Source organism: Caulobacter sp. LjRoot300 (genome assembly GCF_964253875.1).
Taxonomy (GTDB): Bacteria; Pseudomonadota; Alphaproteobacteria; order Caulobacterales; family Caulobacteraceae; genus Caulobacter.
The window spans coordinates 22823-40627 of sequence record NZ_CAXUSA020000006.1 but is presented as its reverse complement, the minus strand read 5'-3'; the positions used below and the strand labels follow the sequence as shown (position 1 = coordinate 40627).

Below are 17805 nucleotides of genomic sequence, written 5' to 3'. Positions count from 1 at the left end.
CCCCTACTCCGCGATCGACCGGACCACCCGGGCCGGGTTGCCGGCGACCAAGGTGTCGGGCGGGACGTCGCGGGTGACCACCGCGCCGGCGGCGACCACCGAATTCTCGCCGACGGTGACGCCGCCGATCACCGTCGCCCCGGCCGCGATCCAGACGTTGCGTTCGATGACGATGGGCTTGGCGACGACGCCCTCACGCCGCCGCGAGGGTTCGATCGGGTGGCCCGAGGTGATCAGGCTGACGTTCGGCCCGATCATCACCGCGTCGCCGATGTCGATGCCGCCCAGGTCGTAGAAGGTGCAGTTCTGGTTGACGAACACGTCGCGCCCGACCCGGATGTGGACGCCGCTCTCGGTGTAGAACGGCGGGATCAGGCAAAAGCCGGCGTCCACGGCCTGGCCGGTCAGCTCGCTGAACAGGGCGCGGACCTGGTCGGCGTCGTCATAGGTCAGACGGTTGAGGGCGGCGGTCAGCGCCATGGCCCGCCGGACATTGGCCGCCATGGCCGCGGACTCGGGCGTTCGTCGGGGAATGAACCGGGTGCGGTCGTCGTCGGCCATGGGGCGTCTCCTGCGGGGGACAGGCGTGCCGGGATTCGGCGACTGTCGCCACGGGGCGACCGTGTTCAGCGTGGCAAATCCGGCCCGCTCCAACGTCGCGCCGGCGGACAGTCGTGAAGGACTAAAACTCCGTCCGCTGTAGGACTGGGCCGCCGCGAACCGTCCTTGGTCAAACACCCGCCGCACGGAGCCGCGCCATGTCCTTCCAAGCCTATCTCGACACCATCCAGGCCAAGACCGGCCTCGACGCCGACGCCCTGAAGGCCGCCGCCGACACGGCCGGCCTGTCCGACGGCGGCCGGCTCAAGCCCGCGGTCAAGGCCGGCCAGGTGGTGGACTGGGGCAAGGGAACGCTGGGCCTGGGCCACGGCCACGCCATGGCGATCTACGCCCTGCTGTCGGGCAAGCGGAAACCGGGCGACTGACCGTCCGGCCTGTCGGGCGCGCTCAGGCGAACGCCCATCCCGCGCCGTCCTCGTCCGGGCCCGTCCGCCCGGGCGGACGCCGGGCTGGTGGACGCCGGGCGGCGCGGACGGCCAGACGCCGCGCCGCGCCGCCGATCCGGGCCGGCCAGCCCTTGACCGCCCGGGCCACGGTCGCGCGCAGGGAGCTCCAGCCGGGCGCGAGGCGCGCGACGATCAGCACGGCGGCGGTGACCTCGATCCAGGCCGCCAGATCGACGGCCAGCACCATGGCCAGGCCGGGCATGGCCATCTGCGTGAGCACCGGCGCGATCAGCAGGAACAGCGCCAGGGCGATCAGATCGCGCGGACGGAGAAGGTCCAGCCAGGCGGCCGGCGCCAGGACCAGCCATCGCCACAGCGGGCCGGCCCGATCGCGGGACGCGCCCCAGGCCAGCAGCAGCAGCGCCGTGAACATCAACAGGGCCATGGGGTCCGCTCCAAGCTTCAGCTCAAGGTGGCCCTGGGATCAAGCGGTTCAAGGGGCCTCCAGCGGCGGCCTCAGTCCTCCGGGTCGTAGGTCAGGTCGCCCTTGTCGACCATCAGGTCGGTGGCCACGAAGTCCATGGCGTCTTCCGGGTCCTCAAAGCTCAGCTCCGACACCGTCTGGTCGCGCACCGAGATCCCGGCCTTGTGGGTGCTGTCCGGATCGCCGGTGACCAGCGGGTGCCAGTCGGGCAGGGTCTTGCCCTCGTGCAGCCGGCGATAGGCGCAGGACGGCGGCATCCATTCCAGGGTCTCAATGTTGTGCGGCGTCAGCTTGATGCAGTCGGGCACGGTCTTGCGGCGGTTGGGATAGTCCCTGCAGCTGCAGCGGTGCTCGTCGAACAGCTGGCAGTGCACGCGGGTGGGGATGATCTCGCCGGTGTCCTCGTCCTCGAAGCGGACCAGGCAGCACAGGCCGCAGCCGTCGCACAGGCTTTCCCACTCGGGGACCGTCATCTGGTGTAGGGACTTCGTCTCCCAGAAAGGTTTGCGCGCCATCATGGCGGCGTCCTAAACCCAATTCGCGCCCGCGACAAACGGGTGAAGGCCAGGACGGACCATAGGACGCACGTGAACGACTGGACGCTCCCGCCTTATCGGTTCGACGACGACAAGCCGGCGCGCCCGCCGGCCGCGCCGCCGGCCTTCGGCTCGGCGCCGCCTCCGCCCCCGTCCGGACCGCCCAAACCGCCGAAGCCGGAAGAGCCGTTCCGCGCCGACCTCGAGCACGCCAAGGCCAAGGCCCGCGCCCGCCGGGGCCGCTGGATCGTGATCGCCGCCCTGGTCGCCCTGATCCTGCCGGCCGTCGCCGGCGGAGCGGGCGCGGGCTATGTCTGGTGGACCTATCTGCGCGACACCCCGGCCCTGCCCTCGCGCGAGGCGCTGTTCGCGGTCAACCGCGCGCCGGGCATCCGGTTCGAGGACCGCAACGGCCAGGTGATCGCCAGCCGCGGCCCGCGCTACGGCCAGCGGATCGGCCTGTCCGGCGTGCCCAACTACGTGCCCCTGGCCTTCCTGGCCGCCGAGGACAAGCGGTTCTACCAGCACGGGGCGATCGACCCCTACGGCATCGTCCGCGCGGCCTGGGTCAACCACCAGGCCGGCCGCACGGTGCAGGGCGCCTCGACCCTGAGCCAGCAGCTGGCCAAGGGTCTGTTCCTGACCCCCGACCGGACGGTCAAGCGCAAGCTGCAGGAGATCCTGATGGCCCACCGGCTGGAGCGGATCCTGACCAAGGACGAGGTGCTGGAGCTGTACCTGAACCGGGTGTTCTTCGGGGCCAACACCTTCGGGGTGGACGGCGCGTCGCGCACCTATTTCGGCAAGCCCGCCAGCCAGCTGACCCTGTCGGAGGCCGCCCTGCTGGCCAGCCTGCCCAAGGCCCCCTCGCGCCTGGCCCTGACCCGCGACATGAGCGGCGGCCTGGCCCGTTCGCGCCTGGTCCTGGCCAACATGCGCAAGGAGGGCTGGATCACCGCCGAGCAGGAGCGCCGGGCCCTGGAGGACACCCCCCGGCTGTCGCCCCTGGCCGTGGCCGACGAGGGCGACTACGGCTGGGTTCTGGACTACGCCACCGCCGAGGCCGTGCGCATCGCCGGCCAGAACGCCCCCGACCTGGTGGTGCGCCTGACCATCGACCCGCGCCTGCAGCACGTGGGCGCCGAGACCGTCCGCCAGACCATCCAGGTCGGCGGCGCGAACGCCGGGGCCGGCCAGGCCGCCCTGCTGTCGCTGTCGGCCGACGGCGCCGTGCGGGCCATGGTCGGCGGGACCGACTATGTCGAGAGCCCGTTCAACCGCGCCGTCCAGGCCCGCCGCCAGCCGGGCTCGACCTTCAAGCCGTTCGTCTACGCCGCGGCCCTGGAGAAGGGCGTGCTGCCCACCGACATCCGTGTCGACGGCCCGGTGCGGTTCGGGTCCTGGAGGCCGGAGAACTATGGCGGCGGCTATCGCGGCCCGATGACCGTGCAGGACGCCCTGGTCAATTCGATCAACACCATCGCCGTCAAGCTGGCCCAGGAGGCCGGCGGCCCAGCGATCGGCGACCTGGCCCGGCGGTTCGGGATCACGACCCTGCCCTCCAATCCCGACCTGTCGGTGGCGCTGGGGGCCTATGAGGTGAACCTGCTGCAGCTGACCTCGGGCTTCCAGGTGTTCCAGCAGGGCGGCCTGCGGATCGAGCCCTATGTGATCGAGAGCATCGCCACCCAGGACGGCCAGGCGATCTTCGCCCATTCCGCGCCGGCGGTCCCGGCCAGCGTCTACGACATCAGCAAGGCCAGCATGATGGTCAAGATGATGAAGAAGGTGGTCGAGGTCGGCACGGCCCGGCGGGCGGCGTTCGGCTGGCCGGCGGCGGGCAAGACCGGCACCAGCCAGAACTGGCGCGACGCCTGGTTCGTGGGCTTCACCCCCGACTACGTGACCGGCGTCTGGGTCGGCAACGACGACGACCGGCCGATGAACAAGGTGGTCGGCGGCGACATGCCGGCCAGCATCTGGCGGCGCTACATGCTGGCCGCCCACGAGGGCTTGGCGGTGCGCGACTTCCCCTGGCTGCTGGCCGACCCGGCGCCCCTGTCCACGCCCGATCCCCGCAACGGCTTCTATGAGACCCTGGCCGCCGAGTTCGCCCGCTCGGCCTCGGCGCTGGAGCCGACCACCATGCCCGAGGTCGCGGCGCCCGGGCCGGCGCCCGCGCCGGAACAGCTGCCGTATTAGGGGCGCCCCCAATCGTCGTCATCTGACGTTGTCATCCCGGAAGCCTCGCAGAGGCTGTCCGGGACCCAGGGGACCGGGCCAAAGCCGTGCAGCCGCCCTGGGTCCCGGACAAGCGCTGCGCGCTTTCCGGGATGACACCGATTAGATCCGATCGCGACGACGGCTCCGGTTCCATCGAGACCAGAAAGACACAGTCGCGCCACCGATTTGTATCGGACGGGGCCCCTGCCGTTCGCTACCTGCTCATGATCAAAGCCGCTGTCATCCCCGACGAGCGCGCAGCGCGAAGATCCGGGACCAGGGCGTGAACTCAGAGCTTGTGGCGGTCCCGGATCTGCGCTCGGCTTCGCCGAGCTTGTCCGGGATGACAGCTTTTTCGGGCGGAGCCATGCGGGGTCCGAGCCAGCGTCCAAATGCCGTCAGGTATACCGGGCGGGGCCGAGGAAGGCCGCCCATCCCCGCTCCATCCCCGTCGGATCCTTGCGATGCCGCAACCGGCTCCATCGGCGCGAAATCGGCCGCTTTGTGTCCTCATCCATATCGAAGATCGATCCACGAATATCGACTGTCGATAAGCATCGCCATAATGATTACAGGTCTGTAAGAATTTATCTTCAGATCACGCGTTCTTCGAACCTCGATACCAACAGTCAAGCTTGAAGATCGGTGTTTTCTCTACAGCACATTGCGCAGCTGACACCTAAAAGACCCATTCCCGCCGCATTCAGGCATCGGCAGTTGCTTGGATGTGACAGGTCCTCGACATATTGATTACATGGCGGTGTCGGCGATTGACGGGCGTCTTTGGCGGCTCCTATCCCAAGCCCAACCGGGGACGGAGGTCCTCCGGGAAACCTGAAGCTGACAGGGCGACGGGACGAGCGGGTCGATGCGGCCAGGCTCCGAGCGCCCGGAGGGACCGACATGAAATTGCAGATCACCCGCGGGCGCCTGCTCGCGACGACGATGATGGCGGGGGTCGCCACCTTCGCCGCCTTCGCCGCGAACGCGCAGACCGCCCCGGCCCCGGCCGCCGCCCAGGCCGCCCCCGCCGACAACGAAGTCGAAGCCGTCGTCGTCACCGGTTCGCTGCTGCGCCGCACCGACACCGAGACGCCCTCGCCGGTCACCATCCAGACCAACGAGCAGTTGCAGCAACGCGGCATCACCTCGGTCTCCGACGCCATCCGCACCCTGGCGGCCGACAACAGCGGCAGCATCCCGACCGCCTTCGCGGCCGGCTTCGCGGCCGGTTCGTCGGGCGTCGCCCTGCGCGGCCTGTCGGTCAACTCGACCCTGGTGCTGATCGACGGCCAGCGCACCGCCAACTACCCGCTGGCCGATGACGGCCAGAAGGGCTTCGTCGACCTGAACACCATCCCGTTCAACGCGGTCGAGCGGGTCGAGACCCTGAAGGACGGCGCCTCGTCGCTGTACGGCGCCGACGCCATCGGCGGCGTGGTCAACATCATCATGAAGTCGAACTTCCAGGGCGCCAGCGCCGACGCCTCGTACGGCGGGACCCAGCATGGCGGCGGCACGCAGTACCGCTTCAACGCCGAGGCCGGCTATGGCGACCTCGACGCCGACAAGTACAACGCCTATGTCGACTTCGAATACCAGAACGACGACCGCATCCGCATCGACCAGCGCGGCTTCCCCTACAACAACAACGACCTGAGCTCGATCGGCGGCCTGAACAACAACCCGCAGCCGGGCTTCCGCGCGGGCGACCTCGTCGGCCGCGGCATCGTCGGCGGCGCCATCGATCCCGTCACCCACAAGGCCACGGCCCTGCCGGGCGCCGTCAGCAACCCGCTGCGCGCCTGCACCACCGGCGCGCCCCTGACCACCGACGCGGACGGCAACAACTACTGCGCCGGCAACATCGCCGACATCGGCGACATCCAGCCCAAGCAGACGCGGGTCGGCGGCTACAGCCGCTTCACGATCAAGCCGAACGACCACTTCCAGGCCTATGTCAGCGGCAGCTTCTTCCAGAACAAGGTCAGCGTCACCAACGGCCCGGCCCAGATCGTCACCGGCTCGCCGCACAACACCGTCGGCATCGCCCTGCCGCAGTTCCTGCCCAGTGGCCAGCTCAACCCGGCCAACCCGTTCTCGGGCGCGGATCCGACCTATACCGGCCAGACCGGCTCGGCGATCATCAACTACGCGTTCGGCGACATCCCCAGCTCCAACAGCTACACCAACGACGTCTACCGCTTCGCGGGCGGCGTGAAGGGCGACGCGTTCGGCTGGGACTACGCCAGCAACCTGGTCATCGCCCACTCGTCGCTGGACACCGTCCAGAAGGGCTTCATCAGCTACACCGCCCTGATCGACGCCGTCACCAACGGGACCTACAACTTCGCCAACCCGTCGGCCAACACCCAGGCCATCCGCGACAAGCTGGCGCCGACCACGCGCAAGACGTCGACGACCGACATGGACTCGATCGACTTCAACGCCACGCGCGAACTGTGGATGCTGCCGGGCGGTCCGGTCGGCGTCGCCCTGGGCGGCCAGTTCCGCTACGAGGCCACCGACGACCCGAACATCAACCCGTTCGGCGACACCCAAGGCCTGGGTTCGGCCCAGACCCGCGGCAACCGCACCGTGGCCTCGGCGTTCGGCGAAATCGGCCTGCCGGTGCTGGAGAACCTCGAGTTCAACGTCTCGGGTCGCTACGACCACTATTCGGACGTCGGCGGCAACTTCTCGCCGAAGTTCGCGGCCAAGTGGACCCCGATCCGGCAGGTCGCCCTGCGGGCCACCTATTCCAAGGGCTTCCGCGCCCCGAGCTTCTCGGAAAGCGGCGACTCGGCCTCGATCGGCTTCACCAACTCCCAGGCCCTGCCGGCCAGCTTCATCGCCCTGCACCCGGGTTCGTTCCCGAACGGCGGCAACGCCTACACCCAGACCTATGCGTTCCAGCTGAACACCACGGCCAACCCGGACATCAAGCCGGAGAAGTCGGAAAGCTACACGTTCGGCGGCGTCTGGGCCCCCAACCGCCACTTCAGCACGTCGCTGGACTACTACCACATCAAGAAGACCGACGTGATCTCGGCCCTGACCTCGGGCCCGGCCCTGGCGGCCTACTATGCCGGCCAGCCGATCCCGGCCGGCTACACCATCGTGGCCGACGCCCCGGACCCGGCGTTCCCCAACGCCCTGCCCCGCGTGCTGTCGGTGGGCTCGCCCTACGTCAACGCCAACTCGCTGGTCACCAGCGGCCTGGACTGGAACGTCCGGACCGACTTCGACCTGCCGTTCGGCGGTATTCGCTGGACCAGCGAACTCGATGCGACCGTGATCTTCAACTACGACTTCACGATCGACGGCGTGACCAGCAACTACGTCGGCAAGCAGAGCCCCTACGCCGTGTCGTCGGGCGCGGGCACGCCGAAATATCGCGCCGTGTGGACCAACAGCTTCGCTCAAGGTCCGTGGCGGGTCAGCGGCGCGGTCAACTATGTCAGCGGCCAGCGCTCGATCGACGCCGACTCCGGTCCGGCCTGCCTCTATGACGGCGGCGACGACATCGACACCAAGTTCTGCCACAGCAAGCGCTTCATCGACCTGGACCTGACCGGTTCGTACGACATCAACGAAAAGGTCCAGATCCAGGCGGCGGTCCTCAACGCGACCGACGCGGGCCCGCAGTTCAACCCGGCCAACTACGCCGCGGTGAACTACAACCCGACCTTCTCGCAAGCCGGCGCCATCGGCCGGTTCTTCCGGATCGGCGTGAAGATGAAGTACTAGGATCTCGCGTACGGGGGCAGGCGTTCGCCCCCGATGAGATGGAAGGGGGCCGCCCGAAAGGACGGCCCTTTTTCGTTGAGGGAAGCGCGACGGACGGGGACAGGTCCATGGACCTGTCCCCAGCAGAAGGCTCAGCCCTTGCAATTGGAACAAAAGAAGAACATTCTCAACTCATCCAGCCTGGGGACGTCCATGCCTCGCGTCGCTCGCATTGTCGTCCCAGGCCAGCCCCACCACGTCGTCCAACGGGGAAATCGACGGCAGAAGACATTCTTTGGCGCGTCCGACTATGCCGCTTATCTGGACATCGCAGCCGAAGCTTTCGCCGAGGCCCGAGTCCAGGTTTGGGCCTACTGCCTGATGCCCAACCACGTGCATCTGATTGCGACGCCCGAGACGGAGGCGGGCTTGGCGCAGGCGGTGGGAACGACCCACCAACGCTACGCCTGGCAAATCAACCAGAGACAGGGATGGACAGGGCATCTCTGGCAGGATCGTTTCGGCTCCTCTCCCATGGATGAGCCCTACTTCTGCCTTTGCGCGCGATATGTCGGGCTCAATCCCGTGAGAGCGGGGCTGGTGTCGAGAGCCACCGACTGGCCTTGGTCCAGCGTCCAAGGCCATCTGACGGGCGTTGCCCATCCGTTGCTCTTCGCCGAACCTCTAGCGGAAATGCTTGGACCGGAACTGGATGGCTTCTTCGAACACGACGTCTCCGAAGATTGCCGCCAACGCTTCCATGAAGCGCTTTCCTCCGGCCGACGCCTGGCGCGATTACAAGGGGCTGCGACTTCCGCCCAGTGACGGGGCTGGGGACAGGTCCATGGACCTGTCCCCAGCCGTGCAACGAGCGCCCCGCCGCCGCTCAAGAAATCCCCCCGCCCCCTGGCCTCCCCTGCTATACGCCCCCATCTCCTCCCTCCTCGCCGACAGTTAGACCCTCCCGATCATGGCTTCCCCGACTCGCGCCCCTGTCCTGGCCCTCAAGGACGTCCGCCTCGCCGATGGCGCCAAGCCTTTGTTCGACGGCGTCGACCTAGCGCTGGAGCCGCGGGTGCGCGCCTGCCTGGTCGGCCGCAACGGGGCCGGCAAGTCGACCCTGCTGAAGATCCTGGCCAATCAGGGCATCGAGGCCGACAGCGGCGAGCGGGCCGCCCAGCCGGGCGCCAAGATCGTCTATGTCAGCCAGGAGCCGGACATCGTCGGCGACACCCTGCTGGACTACTGCACGGCCGGCGGGGCCGAGGACTACGAGGCCCACGCCACCCTGGCTGACTTCGGCCTGGACTACGCCAAGAGCACTGTGGGCCTGTCGGGCGGCGAGCGGCGCCGGGCGGCCCTGGCGCGCGCGTTCGCCGAGCAGCCCGACGTGCTGCTGCTGGACGAGCCGACCAACCACCTGGACATCTTCGCCATCCAGACCCTGGAAGAGGAACTGGCCAATTCCAAGTGCGCGGCCCTGATCGTCAGCCACGACCGCGCCTTCCTCAACCGCGTCACCCAGCGCACCTTCTGGCTGGAGCACCGCAAGGTGCGGCGCCTGGACAAGGGCTTCGCCGAGTTCGAGATCTGGAGCGAGCAGGTGCTGGCGGCCGAGGCCGACGAGGAGCGGCGGCTGAACAAGCAGCTTGAGCGCGAGAACGCCTGGCTGGCGCGCGGCGTCCAGGGCCGCCGGGCCCGCAACGAGGGCCGCCGCCGGGCCCTGATGGACCTGCGCGCCCAGAAGCGCGACATCCAGGCCGACAAGCGCGGCAGCATGACCCTGGCCGTCGAGAGCTCGGGCGCCTCGGGCAAGAAGGTGGTCGAGGCCAAGCACGTCACCAAGAAGTTCGGCGACCGCGTGATCGTCGAGGACTTCTCGACCCGCATCCTGCGCGGCGACCGCGTCGCCCTGGTCGGTCCCAACGGCGCGGGCAAGACTACCCTGGTGCGCATGCTGCTGGGCGAGATCCCGATCGACGCCGGCACGATCAGCCTGGGCACCAACCTGGAGATCTCCTACGTCGACCAGAACCGCATGGCGCTGTCGGAGAAGATGACGCTGTGGGACTTCCTGACCCCCGGCGGCGGCGACTCGATCCTGGTGCGCGGCGTCCCCAAGCACGTGGCCGGCTACGCCAAGGAGTTCCTGTTCACCGAGGCCCAGCTGCGCCAGCCGGTCACCAGCCTGTCGGGCGGCGAGCGCAACCGCCTGCTGCTGGCCCGGGCCCTGGCCACGCCGACCAACCTGATGGTGCTGGACGAACCGACCAACGACCTGGACATGGACACCCTGGACCTGCTGGAAGAGGTTCTGGCTGATTTCGAGGGAACCCTCATCCTGGTCAGCCACGACCGCGACTTTATCGATAGACTTGCGACCTCGACCATCGCCATGAACGGCCACGGCCGCGTGCTGGAGACCCCCGGCGGCTGGAGCGACCTGATCGACCAGGCCCCGGACTTCTTCAAGGGCGCGCGCGGCGCGGCCGGCGACTTCGCCACCGGCACGGGCTCGCACAAGGCGGTGATCACGCCCTCGGCCCCGCCGGCGCCGAAGAAGACCGTCAAGCTGTCCTACAAGGACCAGCGCCGGCTGGAGGAGTGCGAGGCCCTGATCGCCGCCTCGCCGAAGATCATCGCCGACATCGAGGCCCGGCTGGCCGACCCGGGCTTCTACGCCCGCGACCCCAAGGGCTTCGACAAGGTGATGAAGGACCTCGACAAGGCCCGCGCCGACCTGGCCACGGCCGAGGAGGACTGGCTGGCGCTGGAGGAAAAGCGCGAGGCGATGGCGGGGTAAACCGCGATCGGGGACAGGCGCAGTTGGGGACAGGCGCATGCGCCTGTCCCCGTCCCTGCAAAAGCGGTTGTCATCTCGGACGAGCGCGCAGCGCGAAGATCCGGGACCGGGGCGTGAACGCCGTGCTTGCGGCGGTCCCGGATCGGCGCCCGGCTTCGCCGAGCTTGTCCGGGATGACAGCTTTTTTCAGCGTGAACGATAACCCTACCTGCGAGAGGGACTACACCACCACCTGCGATCCCATCTCCACCACTCGCCCGGCGGGGATGTGGAAGTAGTCGATCGGGTCGGCGGCGTTCTTGACCATCCAGATGAACAGCCGGTCCTGCCATAGCGGCATGCCGACCCCGGGCGAGGCCACCACCGTGCGGCGGCCGACGAAGAACGAGGTCGACATCAGGTCGAAGACCAGGCCCCGCCGCCGGCAGCTGCCCAGGGCGCGCGGGATGTGCGGCGTCTCCATGAAGCCGTAGTGCACGGTCACCCGCCGGAAGCCCGGGCCGAGAGGTTCGATCTCGACCCTATCCTTCTCGGCCACCCGCGGCTGGTCGGCCGTGCGCACGGTCATCACCACGTTCTCGGCGTGCAGCACCTTGTTGTGCTTGAGATTGTGCAGCAGGGCGACCGGGGCGACCGACGGGTCGGAGGTCAGGAAGATCGCCGTGCCGGGCACCGCGTGCGGCGGCCGGGCCCGCAGGCTGTCGATCAGGTCGGCCAGGGCGATGGAGTCGCGATGGACCTTGGCGTGCAGCAGCTCGCTGCCCGTCCGCCAGGTCCACATGGCCAGGACAATGGCCCCGGCCGCCGCCAGGGGCACCCAGCCGCCGTCGGCGATCTTCAGGGCGTTGGAGCCCAGGAACACCAGGTCCAGGGCCAGGAACGGGGCCAGCACCGCCACGCAGGCCCACAGCGGCCACTTCCAGTGGCGGTGGGCCACCACGAACAGCAGGGCCACGGTCACCACCATGGTCGTGGTCACCGCCACGCCATAGGCCGAGGCCATGTTCGACGAGGTCTTGAACATGAACAGCAGGAACAGCACGCCCACGGCCAGGGCGATGTTGACCTGCGGCACGAAGATCTGGCCGGCCACCGTCTCGCTGGTGCGCTTGATGTCGATCCGCGGCAGCAAGCCCAGCTGCACCGCCTGCTGGGTCACCGAGAAGGCCCCAGTGATCACCGCCTGGCTGGCGATGATGGTGGCCGCGGTGGTCAGCAGCATGACCGGCCAGTAGACGGCGTGCGGGATCATGGCGAAGAACGGGTTGTCCATGGCCGCCGGGCGGATCAGGCACAGGGCGCCCTGGCCCAGATAGTTGGCCATCAGACACGGCAGGGCCACCAGCAGCCAGCCGGCCCGGATCGGACCCTTGCCGAAATGGCCCATGTCGGCGTAGAGCGCCTCGGCCCCGGTCACGCACAGGAAGACGCTGCCCAGGATCGTCACCCCCAGCAGCCCGTCGGCCGCCAGCAGCTTGACCGCGTACACCGGGTTGAAGGCCAGCAGGATGTCGGGCCGCTGCAGCACGAACGGCAGGCCCAGCGCCGCCAGGGTCACGAACCAGACCAGGGTGATCGGCCCGAAGAACCGCCCCACCACCTCGGTGCCGCGCGACTGCACCGCGAACAGGCCCAGCAGGATCACCGCCGCCAGCGGCAGGACGAACGGCTGGAAGTGGGCGCCGATCACCGGCGCGGTGGTCAGGCCCTCGACCGCCGACAGCACCGAGATCGCCGGGGTGATCAGGCCGTCGCCATAGAACAGCGCCGCCCCGACGATGCCCAGCAGCACCAGCCAGGCCGAGCGCTTCTTCAGCGCATTCTGGGCCAATGCTTTCTGGGCGAGCGCCATCAGCGCCAGGGTGCCGCCCTCGCCGCCGTTGTCGGCCCGCATGACGATCACGACGTACTTCAGGGTGACCACCAGGGTCAGGGCCCAGAACACCAGCGACACCACGCCGAACACCGCCAGGTGGGGATCGACCTTGCCGGCGTGGGCCAGGGCCTCGCGCATGGCGTAGAGCGGGCTGGTGCCGATGTCGCCGAACACCACGCCGATGGCCCCCAGCCACAGGGCGCCGAACCGGGCGGCGCGCGCCGCCGGCGCGGCCGGCTCGGGTGGGGTATTGGCCATGAGGCTTAAGTCCGTCGAAGGGAGCGACGGCCTACACGCCCGCCGCATAAGGGCGCGATGCGGATTCCGGGCGGAGATATAAGGGAGTTATAAAGACCGGGCGGCGGTCAGTCGTGCAGCGGCGCCTCGGCCGGCTGGCGCGACGGGTCGGTCGCGACCGTCCCGACGGAGGCGGCGATCACGAGGGCGATGGCCAGCCACTGGCGGGCCACCAGGTGCTCGCCCAGCACCACCAGGCCGGCCAGGGCCCCGACCGCCGGCTCCAGGCTCAGCATCACCCCGAAGCTGCGCCGGGAGATGGCCCGCATGGCGACCATCTCCAGCGAATAGGGGACGGCGCTGGACACCACCGCGACCACCAGGCCCAGGGCCAGGGCGTACGGGTTCAGCAGGGCCGCCCCCGCCGCGGCCACGCCGAACGGGGCCACGACCGCCGCCGCCGTCGCCATGCCCAGGGCCACCGAGCGGCCGCCGTGCAGGTGGCCGGTCCGCTGGCCGGCGACGATGTACAGCGCCCAGAACACCGCCGCCGTGGCGGCGTAGGCCACGCCGACCGGGTCGAGGTTCAGGCTGGCGTCGCCCAGCGGCAGCAGCAGGCCAAGGCCGGCGGCGGCCAGGCCGATCCAGGCGAAGTGCACGGGCCTGCGGGCGTGGACCAGGGCCAGGCTCAGCGGGCCGGTGAACTCGATGGCGATGGCCACGCCCATCGGGATGGTGCGCAGGGCCATGTAGAAGCACAGGTTCATCGCCCCCATGACCGCGCCGTAGGTCACGACGGCCACCAGGTCCCTGCGGTCCATCGGCATCCGCCAGGGCCGCCACACCAGGCACAGCACCAGGGCCGAGAACCCCACCCGATAGGCGCTGGTCCCCTGCGCCCCGACCAGCGGGAACAGCGTCTTGGCGAACGACGTCCCGACGCTCAGCGACACCATCGCGCCGGCCAGGCAGAGATAGGGCAAGGCGGCGCGCAAAGCGGGCCAGCCCATGGACGATGGAGTGGAGCGGGACATGGCCGCGTCTCTAGCAGGGTTCTTCGACGGCTGTCGCGGACCGGCGCTTCGCGTCCGCCCCTGGCCGCCCCCCTCTGCGCGAGCATTTCGCAGCATCACGATTCCAGGTTGTGTTTTTCGGGGCGGACCTTATAGTCCAGCTTGAGCAAAGAGTTGGCGCATTGGAGGGGGCTCATGCGAAGACTTGCGACGATTATCTGCGCCGGATTACTGGTGTCAGGATGTGCATCCCGGAACCTGTTGCGGGTCGATGGCGCGGGTCCCCCCGTGGAAAATCCGAAAACCATCGAGGCCGTGAACCTGGCGGTGGCGCTGAACCCGGCCGGCCTGGCGGCGAATGGTCCGATCGCGGATTGCCTGCTGCCCGGCGGGCTTCCGTCGACTTGCAAGCGCCCGCCCTTGAGCGGCTTGTCGGTCAGCAGCCTGCTGGCCTTTCTCGGCTTTCAGGAGGCGAATTCGGCCTCGAGCAAGGACGATTTGCTGGCGCGAGAGCGCATGCGCCTGGAAGCGGCGCTGGCCGCCTTCTACGACCCCCGCAGCGACAACTTCGGTCCGCCGGAGGATCGGCGAGACAGACTTCAGGACCGCCTCATCGGCGCCTCGGACGCCAACTGCGCCACTTTCGCCCAGACCATCTACGGCGCCCAGGCGTCCTCGAACTTTCTTTTCGGCGGCTTGGCCACCGGCCTGGCCGGGGCGGGGGCCATCACCACCAACGAACAGACCGCCAGGCTTTTGTCGGGCCTAGCCGCGATCTCGTCGGGCCTTCGCACCGAGGCGAACGAGGACTTCTTCCGCAAGCAATGGATGGAAGCCGTCGTGAAGGCGATCGACACCTCCCGCGACAGGATGCGGGCCGACATGACGCTCCGCAAAGCTCAGTCGATCAGCGACTACTCTGTCGAGGCCGCGATCGCCGACGCCATCCGCTACAACGGCGAATGCAGCCTGGTGGCCGGGATGAAGCAGGTGAACTCCGCCGTCACCATCGCTGACGATCCCGCCGGCATGAAGGCGTTGAGGAACACCTTTCGCCAAGCCGGCTACAAGGTGGATTTCAACCTGCAAGATCGCGACGACGATCCAGGCGTCGCCGGCGGCCCTGCGCCGACCGAGCGTCGCGAACCCGCGGGGCGCGCCGCTGGCGCGATCCTGAAACTGGATGCGACGACCCAGACAGTGCGGAGCCGGATAACGACTCTCGTCGCCAAGGCGCAGGCGGACTACAAGGCCTCGAACAAGAAGGACATGCCGCCAGAGAAGGTCAGCGCGCTCCAGGCCGAGCTCGACGAGATCGGCGCGACCCTGGAGAACAAGCCCGGCTCCGCCATGAAACCCTACTTCGACGCCTTGACCGACTACGCGGCCCGGGCCGGCGTATTGAACGCGGAGCTCTCCAAATTGCCCGCCGCCGACACGGAGCGGCGAAGCGACAAGTTGGCCGAGATCCGCGCCAACGACGCGAAGGCGGCGGCGGAGCTCGCGCTTGCGCTCCATCTGGTCAACAGCGCCGACAAGGCGCTCCAGGCCAAGGTTCCGTCGCGGTAGCCGGCCCCGGCGCGCAGGGACGCTACGGCGACGCTTTCGACGCGGACGGTCGCCGTCTGTCCACCTGGTAGTGGGCGGAGCCTCAGAACGCCTCGTCTTCCTCGACGCCTTCGTCGTCCTCGCCGCCCATGGCCGCTTCCAGGCTTTCGATGATGTCGTCCATCTGGTCGGGGGTGATCGAGACGTAGAGCGCCTCGCCGCCCACGGCCGAGACCAGCAGGCGGTAGCCGTCCTCGGTTTCCTGCAGGCTGAAGGTTTCGAGGATCTGCAGCTTGGCCATGGGGAGTCTCGTCGATCGAAAGGGAAGGCGCGGATATAGGGCCGGAGATCCGGTTTCGCCATGCCTCCCCCTGTGGGGGAGGCGATCGCGCAGCGATCGGTGGGGGGAGTTTTAGGGTCGAAGATCGCAGTCTGGCTCCCCCAAACACTCCCCCCACCGTCGGCTGCGCCGACACCTCCCCCACAGGGGGAGGGTTGCCTATTTTACACTCGTATAGCAACCTCGTCCCCACACCACCGGGGAGACGACCATGGCCACCGCCACCCAGCAGCGCGACGCGATCATCATCGGAGGCGGGCACAACGGCCTGGTCTGCGCCTTCTACCTGGCCAGCGCCGGGCTGAAGGTCACGGTCTGCGAGGCCCGCGACGTGGTCGGCGGGGCGGCGGTGACCGAGGAGTTCCATCCCGGCTTCCGCAACTCGGTGGCCAGCTACACGGTCAGCCTGCTCAGCCCCAAGGTGATCGCCGACATGGACCTGCACGGCCACGGCCTGCGGATCCTGGAGCGGCCGATCTCCAACTTCCTGCCGATCGACGACAGCACCTACCTCAAGCTGGGCGGCGGGCTGGAGCGCACCCAGGAGCAGTTCCGCAAGTTCTCGGCCCGGGACGCCGAGCGCCTGCCCGCCTATTACGCCATGCTCGACGAGATCGGCGACGTGCTGCGCGACCTGGCCGGCGAGACCCCGCCGAACCTGACCGACGGCCTGCCCGGCCTGCTGCGCGGCCTTCGCCAGGGCTCGCGGCTGGCCGGCCTGTCTCTCGAACGAAAGAGAGATCTGCTGGACCTGTTCACCAAGAGCGCCCGCGACTTTCTCGATGGCTGGTTCGAGAGCGACGCGGTCAAGGCCAGCTTCGGCTTCGACGCCGTGGTCGGCAACTTCGCCAGTCCCGACACTCCCGGCTCGGCCTATGTGCTGCTGCACCACACCTTCGGCGAGGTGAACGGCAAGAAGGGCGCCTGGGGCCACGCGGTCGGCGGCATGGGGGCGATCACCCAGGCCATGGCCAAGGCCTGCCGCGCCAAGGGCGTGGAGATCCTGCTGAAGGCCAAGGTCGAGGGCGTCCACGTCGAGGATGCGCCAAAGGGGGGCGGCAAGCGGGTGACGGGCGTCCAACTGGTCGACGGCCGCCAGATCATGGCCCCGATCGTCAGCTCTAACCTAAACCCGGCCCTGCTCTACGGCTCGCTGGTCGCCCCCTCGGCCCTGCCCGCCCCGTTCAAGAAGGCGATCAAGGGCTACAAGAACGGCTCGGGCACCTTCCGGATGAACGTGGCGCTGTCGGAGCTGCCGGACTTCACCTGCCTGCCGGGCAAGGCCGCGGCCGAGCACCACCAGTGCGGCATCGTGCTGTCGCCGACCCTGGACTACATGGACGCGGCCTATCGCGACGCCAAGGCGACCGGGATCAGCAAGCGGCCGATCGTCGAGATCCTGATCCCCTCGACCCTGGACGACAGCCTGGCCCCGCCCGGCCAGCACGTGGCCAGCCTGTTCTGCCAGCAGTTCGCCTGGGACCTGCCCGACGGCCGCGGCTGGGACGACGAGCGCGAGGCCGCCGCCGACCTGATCATCGACACGGTCAACCAGTGGGCCCCCAACTTCAAGACCTCGGTCCTGGGCCGGATGATCCTGTCGCCGGTCGACCTGGAGCGGAAGTTCGGCCTGGTCAACGGCGACATCATGCACGGCCACATGTCGCTGGACCAGCTGTGGGCGGCCCGGCCGGTGCTGGGCCACGCCAGCCACCGGGCCCCGATCAAGGGCCTCTACATGTGCGGCGCGGGCTGCCACCCGGGCGGCGGGGTCTCGGGCAATCCGGGGCGGAACGCGGCGCGGGAGATCCTGCGGGACCGGGACTTCGCCACAGCGGTGAAGCTGAGCGTGGTGGGGCGGTAGAAATGAGCGGCTCACGCCCTTGCCCCCACCTGACGGCTTCGCCGTCTGTCCGCCCCAAGATCCTCCCCCTGTGGGGGAGGTGTCGCCCGAAGGGCGACGGAGGGGGCGTGATCGGCAACTGGCCGGGGCTACGATCTTGGATCTG

General features: G+C 68.8%; 13 protein-coding genes. 7 read left to right on the top strand and 6 right to left on the bottom strand.

The genetic code is table 11. The features are described from left to right. Nucleotides 1-3: 3 nt before the first annotated feature. Nucleotides 4-561 (bottom strand): sugar O-acetyltransferase, encoded by a 558-nt coding sequence (locus ACSQ2G_RS19835; RefSeq protein ID WP_436033820.1) that lies wholly within the window; start codon nucleotides 559-561, stop codon nucleotides 4-6. A 197-nt stretch (nucleotides 562-758) separates the two neighbouring features. Between ACSQ2G_RS19835 and ACSQ2G_RS19830 the strand changes: the two genes are divergently transcribed. After that, nucleotides 759-986: a DUF4287 domain-containing protein gene (locus ACSQ2G_RS19830; protein ID WP_056753285.1), complete on the top strand. Its 228-nt coding sequence runs from the start codon at nucleotides 759-761 to the stop codon at nucleotides 984-986. Nucleotides 987-1008: 22 nt separating this feature from the next. Here the strand turns inward: ACSQ2G_RS19830 and ACSQ2G_RS19825 are convergent, their stop codons facing one another. Further along, nucleotides 1009-1452: a hypothetical protein gene (locus ACSQ2G_RS19825; protein ID WP_436033818.1), complete on the bottom strand. Its 444-nt coding sequence runs from the start codon at nucleotides 1450-1452 to the stop codon at nucleotides 1009-1011. Between the two features lie 71 nt (nucleotides 1453-1523). Beyond that, nucleotides 1524-2009: a YcgN family cysteine cluster protein gene (locus tag ACSQ2G_RS19820; protein WP_436033816.1), complete on the bottom strand. Its 486-nt coding sequence runs from the start codon at nucleotides 2007-2009 to the stop codon at nucleotides 1524-1526. A 69-nt stretch (nucleotides 2010-2078) separates the two neighbouring features. On the opposite strand from ACSQ2G_RS19820, the gene pbpC reads away from it, so the two are divergent. The 4 genes from pbpC (at nucleotide 2079) to ACSQ2G_RS19800 (ending at nucleotide 10782) form a co-directional block, all read left to right on the top strand. Beyond that, a complete protein-coding gene (gene pbpC / locus ACSQ2G_RS19815) occupies nucleotides 2079-4229 on the top strand; it encodes a multimodular transpeptidase-transglycosylase PbpC (RefSeq protein WP_436033814.1) in 2151 nt (716 codons plus the stop codon). Nucleotides 4230-5153: 924 nt separating this feature from the next. Beyond that, entirely contained in the window at nucleotides 5154-8000 is a 2847-nt protein-coding gene (locus ACSQ2G_RS19810; protein ID WP_436033812.1) for a TonB-dependent receptor plug domain-containing protein, read from the top strand. Between the two features lie 138 nt (nucleotides 8001-8138). Further along, the gene (locus ACSQ2G_RS19805; protein WP_436033810.1) at nucleotides 8139-8804 is read left to right on the top strand and encodes a transposase; all 666 of its coding nucleotides are present in this window, start codon (nucleotides 8139-8141) and stop codon (nucleotides 8802-8804) included. A 145-nt stretch (nucleotides 8805-8949) separates the two neighbouring features. After that, nucleotides 8950-10782: an ABC-F family ATP-binding cassette domain-containing protein gene (locus ACSQ2G_RS19800; RefSeq protein WP_436033809.1), complete on the top strand. Its 1833-nt coding sequence runs from the start codon at nucleotides 8950-8952 to the stop codon at nucleotides 10780-10782. 220 nt (nucleotides 10783-11002) lie between these two features. Here the strand turns inward: ACSQ2G_RS19800 and ACSQ2G_RS19795 are convergent, their stop codons facing one another. Together ACSQ2G_RS19795 and ACSQ2G_RS19790 are read right to left on the bottom strand one after the other, a co-directional pair. Next, on the bottom strand, nucleotides 11003-12916 hold the full coding sequence (locus ACSQ2G_RS19795; protein WP_436033807.1) for a potassium transporter Kup: 1914 nt from the start codon (nucleotides 12914-12916) through the stop codon (nucleotides 11003-11005). A gap of 107 nt (nucleotides 12917-13023) precedes the next feature. After that, complete coding sequence (locus ACSQ2G_RS19790) at nucleotides 13024-13929, bottom strand: EamA family transporter (RefSeq protein WP_436033805.1); 906 nt, start codon at nucleotides 13927-13929, stop codon at nucleotides 13024-13026. Nucleotides 13930-14196: 267 nt separating this feature from the next. Between ACSQ2G_RS19790 and ACSQ2G_RS19785 the strand changes: the two genes are divergently transcribed. Continuing rightward, a complete protein-coding gene (locus ACSQ2G_RS19785) occupies nucleotides 14197-15477 on the top strand; it encodes a hypothetical protein (RefSeq protein ID WP_436033803.1) in 1281 nt (426 codons plus the stop codon). Between the two features lie 82 nt (nucleotides 15478-15559). Here ACSQ2G_RS19785 and ACSQ2G_RS19780 read toward each other — a convergent pair whose 3' ends face one another. Next, nucleotides 15560-15757, bottom strand: a complete 198-nt coding sequence (locus tag ACSQ2G_RS19780; protein ID WP_310082390.1) for a hypothetical protein — start codon at nucleotides 15755-15757, stop codon at nucleotides 15560-15562. Nucleotides 15758-16007: 250 nt separating this feature from the next. On the opposite strand from ACSQ2G_RS19780, the gene ACSQ2G_RS19775 reads away from it, so the two are divergent. Beyond that, the gene (locus ACSQ2G_RS19775; protein ID WP_436033801.1) at nucleotides 16008-17660 is read left to right on the top strand and encodes a phytoene desaturase family protein; all 1653 of its coding nucleotides are present in this window, start codon (nucleotides 16008-16010) and stop codon (nucleotides 17658-17660) included. Nucleotides 17661-17805 lie beyond the last annotated feature (145 nt).

What these genes read in the sequence shown, in the direction of transcription:
- ACSQ2G_RS19835 (WP_436033820.1), bottom strand. Translation starts at nt 561, where the DNA reads ATGGCCGACGACGACCGCACCCGGTTCATTCCCCGACGAACGCCCGAG.
- ACSQ2G_RS19830 (WP_056753285.1), top strand. Translation starts at nt 759, where the DNA reads ATGTCCTTCCAAGCCTATCTCGACACCATCCAGGCCAAGACCGGCCTC.
- ACSQ2G_RS19825 (WP_436033818.1), bottom strand. Translation starts at nt 1,452, where the DNA reads ATGGCCCTGTTGATGTTCACGGCGCTGCTGCTGCTGGCCTGGGGCGCG.
- ACSQ2G_RS19820 (WP_436033816.1), bottom strand. Translation starts at nt 2,009, where the DNA reads ATGATGGCGCGCAAACCTTTCTGGGAGACGAAGTCCCTACACCAGATG.
- ACSQ2G_RS19810 (WP_436033812.1), top strand. Translation starts at nt 5,154, where the DNA reads ATGAAATTGCAGATCACCCGCGGGCGCCTGCTCGCGACGACGATGATG.
- ACSQ2G_RS19800 (WP_436033809.1), top strand. Translation starts at nt 8,950, where the DNA reads ATGGCTTCCCCGACTCGCGCCCCTGTCCTGGCCCTCAAGGACGTCCGC.
- ACSQ2G_RS19795 (WP_436033807.1), bottom strand. Translation starts at nt 12,916, where the DNA reads ATGGCCAATACCCCACCCGAGCCGGCCGCGCCGGCGGCGCGCGCCGCC.
- ACSQ2G_RS19790 (WP_436033805.1), bottom strand. Translation starts at nt 13,929, where the DNA reads ATGTCCCGCTCCACTCCATCGTCCATGGGCTGGCCCGCTTTGCGCGCC.
- ACSQ2G_RS19780 (WP_310082390.1), bottom strand. Translation starts at nt 15,757, where the DNA reads ATGGCCAAGCTGCAGATCCTCGAAACCTTCAGCCTGCAGGAAACCGAG.
- ACSQ2G_RS19775 (WP_436033801.1), top strand. Translation starts at nt 16,008, where the DNA reads ATGGCCACCGCCACCCAGCAGCGCGACGCGATCATCATCGGAGGCGGG.